The sequence below is a fragment of the Streptomyces sp. NPDC004561 genome, from assembly GCF_053602155.1.
This window is the reverse complement of record NZ_JBSGDB010000457.1, coordinates 1-7024: the sequence shown is the minus strand read 5'-3', so window position 1 is coordinate 7024 and position 7024 is coordinate 1. Positions and strand designations below refer to the sequence as shown.

The following is a 7024-nucleotide window of genomic DNA, read 5'->3' as shown; positions in this document are numbered from 1 at the left end:
GGCACGACGGTGCGGTTGCCCGGTTCGCCGTCCACCAGGAGGTAGGTGACGGATCGGCAGGTCGGGAAGCATGGGAAGGCGGAGGTCAAAGCGGTCAGGGGGCGGTCATGAAGGGGATAGGACGCCCGGTGGACCTGTCGGTCAGCGTCCTGTCGCCAAGTGGAGCGTCCAGGCGGACGCTGATCTTCTCACCGGCGTTGTGGCCACAGGTGACCTCGTCGCCGCGTCCTCCCCACAGAGGCCACGTGCGTTTCAGTAGCAGTGTCACGGTGTGAGTTGATTCGTGGGCTTCGATGCGAGGGCGGTTCTCGCACGAACCCCAGCTCTCGACAGCGCTGATCGTACGACCGTTGTCGCTTACGATGACGCTTCCCCCTCGCGAGCTGTCCGCCACCGACGCGTCTTCACTGTGCGAACGCTCCAAACGGTTCCAGAAGTACAGCCCCACCATCGCGAAGACTGCCAGGACCAGGACAGAACAGCCCATACGCCGGAACAGTTGGGATCGACTTCCGTACACAGCAGTCTCCTCCGTGCGTTGATGCGCCACAGGAATGCCGGCGGGAGACGCTTCGGCGTCTCCCGGCGGCTGTCACGTCACTGACCGGTGACGAGAGTCCAGTTCATGATGGCGAAGGTCTGCCGGATCGGGAGGCGGTGAGTGTGTACGGCGGCCCGTCCCTGCGCGAACCGGGCTCCTGCAACTCCCCAGGCACCAGGTCACGTTTCGGTATCCCCACGCACAGCTCTAGGCCGTACCGACTGGTCGGTACTAGCCTCTGCGCACATCTTCCCCGTCCGGACACCGAGACCCCGGGGTTCGGCCCACCCGGCCGAACAGTGCTCGTGCCCGCCGCACCGCAAGGCGTGCACTGTCCGCACCCACCGCACCGGGCCCAAGGGCCCGATCCCAGGAGCCGCCGCATGACCGCCATGCCCGCTTCGCCCGACGACACGAATCTCAGACCGACCGATACCGGCACGCCGGAAATCCCCCACCGCGCCACCCGGTTGTGGCGCCGCGAGCTGAACCACTACCCCGTCACCTCACGCCGGACGGCGTACCTGGCGATCGTGGTGTTGACCACCGTGGTCCTGTACTACGCCCTCTACGTGCAGTACGCGGTCGCCACGTCGATCATCACGCACTTCCACATGACCTACAGCTACTTCGTGTGGGTCAGCGTCATCGGCAACGCGGTCGGTGCCTTCGCCTCACTCGTGGCGGGCCTCGCCGACCGCTGGGGCCGGGCCAACATGGTGGTCTACGGGCTTCTCATCGCCGCCCTGCTCAGCCTCCTCGGCCTGCCCAACGCCCCGGACAAGGGCGCCTATCTGGTGCTCTTCGCCGGCCTCAGCTTCGTCGAAGGCATCGTGCTGGTGGCCACGCCGGCACTGATCCGGGACTTCTCTCCGCAGCTCGGCCGGGCCACCGCGATGGGCTACTGGACCATGGGCCCGGTCATCGGGAGCCTGGTCGTCACCGTCGTCACCAGCAGCACCCTGTCCTTCGCCGGCTGGCAGGACGAGCTGCGCTACTCCGGCTGGGCCGGGCTTGCCGTCTTCATGGTGGCGCTGTTCGGGCTGCGCGAGCTGTCGCCCCGGCTGCGCGACCAGATCATGGTCAGCCTCCGCGACCGTGCGCTCGTCGAAGCGCGGGCCAAGGGCACGAATCCAAGCACGGCGGGTGCGGGCCACTGGCGGCAGATGCTGCGGCTGGACATCGTCGGCTCGGCCACGGCTGTCAGCCTCTTCCTCCTGCTCTACTTCGGCGCTGTAGGAAACTTCGTCGTCTACTTCGCGGCGACCTTCGGCTACAGCGAGCAGCGCACCAACGGGCTGGCCAACTGGTACTGGGCGGCCAACGCGGTAGCGCTGGTGGCGGCGGGGCTGCTCTCCGACAAGCTGAAGGTGCGCAAGCCGTTCATGCTCGTCGGAGGCATCGGCTCGATCGTGGTCACCATGCTCTTCGCCCTGCACGCCACGGAGCCACGCACCGGCTACTACACCTTTGCCGCACTGTTCGTCGCCATCGGTGTACTCACCGGCGTCACCTACGCACCCTGGATGGCGAGCTTCACCGAGACCGTGGAGAAGCAGAACCCGGCCGCCACGGCGACCGGTCTGGCCGTGTGGGGATGGATCATCCGGGCGGTGGTCGCGATCTCCACAGCGTTCGTCCCGGTCGTGGTGACGTCGGCCACGCCACTGGTCGAGCATGGCGCCCAGGTGAAGGCCGCAAGTGTCCAGGCCGCCCCCGCTCTGGCCGTCATCAACGCGCACCCGCGGCTGTTCGCCAAGCTTGAGGCGTATCCTCCGACCGCAGTCCCGCCCGCACTGGCGGCTCAGGCGGCGCGCGAGGTCGGGAACGACGACCTGGCGACCGTGCGCAGGGCCCAGCCGCAGTTGGCGCTGCTACAGCGCTACGGATCCCAGGTGCAGAGCGCCACGGCCCGGGGCCCCGAACAGTGGCGCACCTGGTGGCTGATCTGTGTCGCCGGGCAAGTGATCTTCCTGCCGTTCATCTTCGTCATGGCCGGCCGTTGGAGCCCGCGCAGGGCACGCGATGAGGCGGTGGAGCACCAGCGCGCCGTGGATCGTGAACTGGCGGCCCTCGCCGAGGAGGGCGACTGATCGCACGACCACCCTCCAGCCTGGGTGGGCAGCACAGGGGCTGCCCACCCAGGCTGTCGCGTCGGTGATCGCGTCGCTGACACGGCGGTCTGGAGCAATGGGGCAAAAGAATCCGACACCAGTCGATGCGGCCCACTTCCGCCGTCAAGCAATTCCGTTGAACTGCGACCCCGTGGCCAGGTCCTCGACCGCGGACACACTTCGGGCAGAAGGGACGCGCCGGACGTGCCGTCCAGGACGATGTGACGGGCGGGTGTCTCGTCCCGATGCTGGTGGCCGTAATCGGCGCGGCTTTTTATTGCGTGACAGGGTTCGGTGTCACGTTCTGCTTGGCTACGGGACTGTGCCTGGCCTTGGGCGTCGACGCCGAAAAACCGAACGGGGTGATACGGCGAATTTCCGTCGATGTGGCAGTGTTTTGGGGAGCGAACGACTGTGCGGTGGCGAGCTCACGCGATGCTGGAGAAGGACCCGTCGTGAATATGCTCGCCGGGCATCCTGGTAAATCTTGGTGCCGCCATCGAGCGATCGGTAGTTGTCTGCCGGAAATCCGGTTACCCGGTTGGGTCCGCGAACCATCTGGGATATTATGCTGGTTGTGGTGTGTAGCGGTCCGGCTGGAGTCGTTGCTGCCGGCGTCCGTCGTCATCGGGCGGTGAAGTCGCCATGATCTGGGAAATGCTGACGCTGGGATTCGTGCTCAGTCTCGACAATTTCCGGGTGTCGATAGCGCTCGGCACCGTTCCATTCGGTCTGAAGCGCGCGGTGCAGGTCGCGCTGACCTTCGGGCTGTGGGACGCGATCATGCCCCTGGTCGGAATGCTGATCGGTCGCAAGATCGGGGAGTCCATCGGGAGCGTCGCCGATGTGGTGGGCGCGGCCGCGCTCGGCGGGTACGGTCTTTACCTCGTCATCTCGGCCCTTCGCAACCCTGAGCCGGACGTGTTGGACCACCCGTGGGCGCTTTTCGGCATCCCGTTGACGCTGAGCCTGGACAACCTGATCGCCGGGGCGAGCCTGGGGATCCTCGGACTCTCGCCGTGGCTTTCGGCGGCTGCCTTCGGCGCCATAACGGCGGTGATGTCGCTGGTCGGGCTGCAACTCGGGCGGGCCGCGGTGCGCCTCATCCGGATCCGCTCGGACTTGGTGAGCGGGGTCAGTTTGATCATCGCCGCTGTGGCGCTGCCGCTGGTGTTCGGCAGCTGAGGCTTGCGGTGAAAGTCCCTCCCCCGGCCGGCCCGCTCACTCGGCCCCGTGAGCGGTCCGGCTCGCTCCACCCGGCAGGCGGGTCGGCCGGCGAACCTGGTGCGGGCGGGGGGTCAGCGGAAGATCCTCGGTGCGTGAGGCGGCGTTGGCGCCCTCGACCGCCCGGACGACCAGGTCGTGATCGGGCGACAGATAGCAGACGGGATCGGTGCGTGCGGCGTCGCCGGTGAGGAGGAATGCCTGGCAGCGGCAGCCGCCGAAGTCCAGCTCCCGCCGGGGGCAGCTCCGGCAGGGTTCCGGCATCCAGTCGGTCCCGCGGAACGCGGTCATCACCGGGGCCTCGGCCCAGATCCGCGCCAGCGGCGCCTCCCGCACGCTGGCCCGCGGCAACGGCAGGGACTGGGCGGCCGGACAGGGCAGGACGTCGCCGTTCGGCGTCACGGTCAGCTGCCGGGAGGCCCAGCCGCCCATGCAGGGTTTCGGATAGCGGCTGTAGTAGTCGGGGATGACGTAGATGATGTCCATGCGGTCCCGCAACCGCTCGCCGGCGGCCCTTACGACGCCCTCGGCCGCCTGGAGCTGGGCCCGGCTCGGCAGCAGCGCGTCACGGTTTCGCCAGGCCCAGCCGTAGTACTGGGTGTTGGCCAGCTCCACCCGGTCGGCACCCACCTCCTCGGCCAGCGCGATCACGTCGGCGACGCGGTCGATGTTGTACCGGTGCAGCACCACGTTCATGGTGAGCGGCCAGCCCAGTTCCTTGACCACGCCCATCGCCTCGATCTTGCGGTGGAAGGACGGGGTCCCGGCGATCCGGTCGGACACGGTCGGCTCGTCGGACTGGATGCTGATCTGCACGTGGTCCAGGCCGGCGGCCCGCAGCTGCTCGGCCCGCGGACGCGAGAACCCGAGGGCGCTGGTGATGAGGTTGGTGTAGAGGCCCAGCTCGTGGGCGTGCGCCACGAGCTCCACCAGGTCGCGCCGCAGCAGCGGTTCCCCGCCGGACAGGTGGCACTGCAGCACCCCCAGGGCTTCGGCCTGGGTCAGCAGCCGCAGCCACTCGTCGGTGGTCAGCTCGTCCCGGTAGCCGGCCAGGTTCAGCGGGTTGGAGCAGTACGGGCAGGCCAGCGGGCAGCGGTAGGTGAGCTCGGCCAGCAGACCGAAGGGGCTATCCATCGGTGAGCTCCACCCAGTGCCGGGCGACGAGCCGGGTCAGGAACCTCCGCACCTCGTCGTCGGAGACGGTCTGGTAGCGCGCGCCCAGCTCGATCACGATCTCGGCCACGGTGTGCCGCCCGTCGCACAGCTCCAGGATGGCCGCGCCGCTCCCGTTGAGCACCGCCACCGCCTCGGGGTGCAGCAGGACCCGGCACTGCCTGGTCCGGGAGAAGTCCAGCCGGACGTGGCGCGCCAGTCGGGGCCGGGCCGAGCCCGGGATCTCGACGGTGGTCGTCGGGTTCCTGCCGGTAGGGGTCGTGTCCATGATGCTCACTCCGGATAGGCCTGGTCGACGGCGTCCATCAGGCTCCACAGGACGTCGCACTTGAACGACAGCGCGTCGAAGGCGCGCGCCTGGGACTCGGCGGAGAGGCAACGCTCGGTGACCACCTCTAGGGCGTGCTCGCAGTCGCGGGGGGCCTGCTCCAGACGAGCCCGGAAGTAGTCGAGGCCCTCGGGGTCGATCCACGGGTACCAGCGCTCGAACGCGGCCAGCCGTGCGGCCATCAGATCGGGCGCGAACATCTCGGTGAGCGAGGACGCCACCGCCTCCACCCACGGGCGGCTCCGGGCGAAGTTGACATAGGCGTCGACGGCGAACCGCACCCCGGGTACCAGGTGCCGGTGGTCCCGGACCTCCTCGCGGGTCAGCCCGACGGCCTGGCCGAGGCGCAGCCACGCCTCGATGCCGCCCTCGCCGGCGGCGGTGCCGTCGTGGTCGAGGATCCTTCGGATCCAGCGGCGGCGGACCTCGATGTCGGGACAGTTGGCGAGGATCGCGGCGTCCTTGCGGGGGATGTTCTCCTGGTAGTAGAAGCGGTTGGCGACCCAGCCCCGGATCTGCGTACGGCTCAGCCCGCCGTCGTTCATCCGTACGTGGAACGGATGCTGGTCGTGGTAACGCCGCGAGTGGGCCCGCAGCGCCTCGACGAAACCGTCGGCGCCGGTTGCCGTGGCCGTCGTCGTCACGTCACTGCACCTGGACCTCAAGGCCGTCCATGGCAACCTCCATGCCGTTCTCCTCCACGGTACGCCGCTCGGGCGTGCCCTCCAGGAGGACCGGGTTGGTGTTGTTCATGTGTACGAAGATCGTCCGCCCCACGCCCAGCGAGGGGAGTTGTGCCAGGCTGCCGTCCGGGCCGCCGATGGGCAGGTGGCCCATCTCGCGGGACGTCTTCCCCGCCAGGCCGAGCCGTACGAGCTCGTCGTCGCGCCAGCAGGTCCCGTCGATCAGCAGGCATGCGCAGCCCTCGATCTCCTCGCGCAGTGCCGGGGTCAGCGACTGCACCCCTGGCAAATACACCAGCGTCCCCCCGCTGCGCCGGTCGTTCAGCCGGTAGCCCACGACGCGGCCGTGGTCCGGTCCGGCTCCGAAGCGGGCGCGCTTGCTCGTGGGTACGTCGAAGGCCCGGCAGGACAACCCGTCCGACAGGTCGAGGTCGGCGCCGGGGAGCACCGCGCACCACTCGACCGGGCAGTAGCGCTCGAGCGTGCGCAGAATTCCCGAGCCGTCGCACAGGGTCTTGCGCACCGCCGGCGTGGTGTACAGCCGCAGGGCGCGGGCTTCGCGCAGCAGGAGCAGGCCCAGCGTGTGGTCCAGTTCGGCGTCGGTGAGCAGCACCGCCTCCAGCGGCGTCGCCCGGCCGGCGCGCGGGTGCAGGCCGGGGAAGGCCTCGATCTGGGTGCGCACGTCGGGCGAGGCGTTGATGAGGAACCACTGGCGGCGGTCGGCGCTGACCGCGACCGACGACTGGGTGCGCGCGAGTCCGGCCCGGGAGCGGACCGCCGTGCACACCGGGCAGCCGCAGTTCCACTGCGGGGAGCCGCCCCCCGCCGCCGAGCCCAGCACGCGCAGCAACACAGCGCCACTTCCGTTCATCGAGGTTCTGGGCCCGTCGTCGGCCCGTCCGTCCGCGGCCGTCCCGAACCGTCGGCGGCGCCGGGTCGGGTACGGCGCCGCCCCACGGCC

The 7024-nt window shown here is 69.2% G+C and carries 6 protein-coding genes; 2 read left to right on the top strand and 4 right to left on the bottom strand.

All coding sequences use genetic code 11. From position 1 onward, the window contains the following. The first annotated feature begins 924 nt into the window (after nucleotides 1-924). On the top strand, nucleotides 925-2634 hold the full coding sequence (locus ACWEN3_RS37645) for an MFS transporter (protein ID WP_452980585.1): 1710 nt from the start codon (nucleotides 925-927) through the stop codon (nucleotides 2632-2634). Between the two features lie 666 nt (nucleotides 2635-3300). Further along, nucleotides 3301-3840 carry a manganese efflux pump MntP gene (locus ACWEN3_RS37640; RefSeq protein WP_452980582.1) on the top strand — a complete coding sequence of 180 codons (540 nt, stop codon included), beginning with the start codon at nucleotides 3301-3303 and terminating at the stop codon, nucleotides 3838-3840. Between the two features lie 36 nt (nucleotides 3841-3876). On the opposite strand, the gene pqqE is transcribed toward ACWEN3_RS37640, so the two are convergent. The 4 genes from pqqE to pqqB all read right to left on the bottom strand — a co-directional run. Further along, complete coding sequence (gene pqqE / locus ACWEN3_RS37635; protein ID WP_452980579.1) at nucleotides 3877-5013, bottom strand: pyrroloquinoline quinone biosynthesis protein PqqE; 1137 nt, start codon at nucleotides 5011-5013, stop codon at nucleotides 3877-3879. Further along, entirely contained in the window at nucleotides 5006-5320 is a 315-nt protein-coding gene (gene pqqD, locus ACWEN3_RS37630) for a pyrroloquinoline quinone biosynthesis peptide chaperone PqqD (RefSeq protein ID WP_452980576.1), read from the bottom strand. Before pqqD ends, pqqE begins: the two co-directional genes overlap by 8 nt. Before the next feature lie 5 nt (nucleotides 5321-5325). Next, nucleotides 5326-6024 (bottom strand): pyrroloquinoline-quinone synthase PqqC, encoded by a 699-nt coding sequence (gene pqqC / locus ACWEN3_RS37625; RefSeq protein WP_452980573.1) that lies wholly within the window; start codon nucleotides 6022-6024, stop codon nucleotides 5326-5328. A 1-nt stretch (nucleotide 6025) separates the two neighbouring features. Then, the coding region (gene pqqB, locus ACWEN3_RS37620) for a pyrroloquinoline quinone biosynthesis protein PqqB (RefSeq protein WP_452980570.1) at nucleotides 6026-7024 on the bottom strand (999 nt) is incomplete at its 5' end.